General features: G+C 56.2%; 1 pseudogene. It reads left to right on the forward strand.

Going from position 1 to position 2,538, the window contains the following annotated elements:
• Positions 1 to 683 precede the first annotated feature (683 nt).
• A pseudogene (locus GGI60_RS31560) lies at positions 684 to 2,538 on the forward strand (hypothetical protein); the annotation flags it as partial.

Genomic DNA, 2,538 nt, shown 5'->3' on the forward strand with positions numbered 1-2,538 from the left:
TGAGACGATCCCCAGTGCCGGGGCAACATCGAATGTGCACGTCGCCAGTCTTCCTTCAAAACGTTGACGTTTGGCCAGCATCCCAAGAGGCGACGGCTGTCGCATCTCTCTTATGTCGTATGCAACTTCCTTCCGGCTTTGACGACGAAAGCACCGCGTGAAGCTACTGAGCAAACGAGGGAGACAGGGCATTTTGACGACGGCTCCCTTCCCAGACCATCGTCGAAACGGCTGACAGTCCGCCGGAGGTGTCTGCGCCGCGGCCGGGCTAAGATTAGCTTGAATGTTGGAGGTGGCCTTGGAAGATTTACCGCCCGGCGGATGGATTGGTTGGAATCGGACATCCTGACGGCGCCTTCACGCTGCATGTCCCACACATCACTCGAAACTGCTTAAATTAAGGCCAATTCTGGCGGGCTCCGCATGGCAAGCGGCAAGCTGGCGAGGCTCTGTGACGGCCTGATGGTCGAGTGCAGACGATTGTCGGCAAGCCGTCGCCATATGGTGTTCGGCCATGCCTTGAGGGCATGATCGGATCTGGCTTTTGCATGCTGGGCGGCGGTCGGCAGGCATTAGGATCGAGGTTCCAAATTTGAATTTCCGGAGGACCGGCATCGATGTACCCAAGACGGAACCAGCCGCGCGATGACGATTCTCGCGAAGTAAGTGGGTGGATCGAAGGCGTGACCGGAGCTTTCGATACGGACGCCTGGATCGAGGACTACTATCCAGAGAGCCGAGACATGGAGCAGGATCCGACCGACTTGCGCCTCGGTTCGCACGATAGTGACGCCGGCGACCGTGTGCCGCGTCGCAGTCCCGTGGGCGGTTCGATGCGAGTGACGCCGCAGTCGCTGGCGCCGGAGAGGGGTTCGGGGCAGCAAGACGTTGATGCCGCAACGGAGGTCTCAACCAAGGTTCGCGTCGGCGCCAAGCGTGGTCGCCCCGCCGACCGGGACATGCATCCCGATGACGAGTCCCGCATCAACCAGTTCGCGGAAGCAGTCCGAGACTACGAAATTCTACCCGACGGTAGCATCGGCCGAGGGGACGGAAGGGTTCCCGAGCGTACCGTCGAGAACAATTTAGGTATTCTTAGGGGTTTCGCTCGTTGGCTCAGAGCAGAGAACAGAGATTCGATGGCTTCTCGGTTTTTAAACGATCCAGATTCACTAGCCGTTGATATCGCGGATTATTGGGCAAGCGGTGAGGACGCTGAGAACCGTCTTAACTCAGCACTGTCTCATCTCAGGAGGCTCGCGTCTGAGGGGCAAGAACTCCAAGCCGTTGGACCTGGGCCGCGCCTGATGGGGCGCCGAATTCATGATCCCTATCCCGATGACGCCCGCGTCATTGATGGCTTGGTCAACGAAGAGCTGAGTAAGCTCAGACCGGCCTCGATTTCCCGGAAAAATGCCAGTAGGCAACGAAAGTTTAGCGATTGGCTCAAAAGGGAGGGCAGGGGGAGCATAGTCAGCCGACTCACGGGTACTGATCAGCAGCAACAGTCGTTGCAGGAGGATTTTAGGGCCTTTACCAAGGCTGAAGGAAAAAAAGTGGTCGTGAGTTTCGATCGGCTGCGGCAGTATCTAGGCGCCGAGTCCCAGTTGAAACCGCATGAACCTTATCCCGACGACGCCCGCATCATTGATGACCTAGCCAACGAACATTTGAGCAAGCTCGGACCGGACTCGACTTCGCAGAGGAAAGTTGTCCGGAATATGGCCATAAATCAACGGAGGTTTAGTGATTGGCTCCAAAAGAATGGTCGGGGGAGCATAGGCAGTCGCCTGACTGGCAGTGATCAGCAGCAACAGTCGTTGAAGGACGATTTTAGGGACTTTACCAGCGATGAAGGAAAAATGAGCGTGGGTTTCGATCGGCTGCGGCAGTATCTAGGCGCCGAGTCCCAGTTGAAACCGCATGATCCTTATTCCGACGACGCCCGCATGATTGATGGCTTTGCCAACGAAGAGCTGAGCAAGCTCGGATCGGACTCGACTTCGCAGAGGAAAGGCGTCTTGAATCTGGCCAGCAATCAACGGAGGTTTAGTAATTGGCTCCATAAGAATGGTCGGGGGAGCATAGGCAGTCGCCTGACTGGCAGTGATCAGCAGCAAGGGTCGTTGAAGGACGATTTTAGGGCCTTTACCAAGGCTGAAGGAAAAAAAATAAACGTGAGTCTCGATCGGCTGCGGCAGTATCTAGGCGCCGAGTCGCAGTTGAAACAGCATCATCCTTATCCCGACGACGTCCGCATGATTGATGGCTGCGCCAACGAAGAGCTGAGCAAGCTCGGATCGGACTCGACTTCCAAGAGGAAAGGCGTCTCGAGGCTGGCCAGCAATAAACGGAAGTTTAGTGATTGGCTGCAAACCAGGGGTAGGGAGAGCATAGCGAGCCGGCTCAACGGCAGTGATCAGCAGCAATGGTCGTTGAAAAAAGATTACCAAGACTTCAGCGAAGCCATGGGAAAAAAACTCACTATGTCTTTCAAGCGGCTTCGGCAGTACCAGCAAGTCGTTGAGGCGAACGCAG

Source organism: Rhizobium lentis (assembly GCF_014200175.1).
In the GTDB taxonomy this organism is placed as follows: Bacteria; Pseudomonadota; Alphaproteobacteria; order Rhizobiales; family Rhizobiaceae; genus Rhizobium; species Rhizobium mulingense.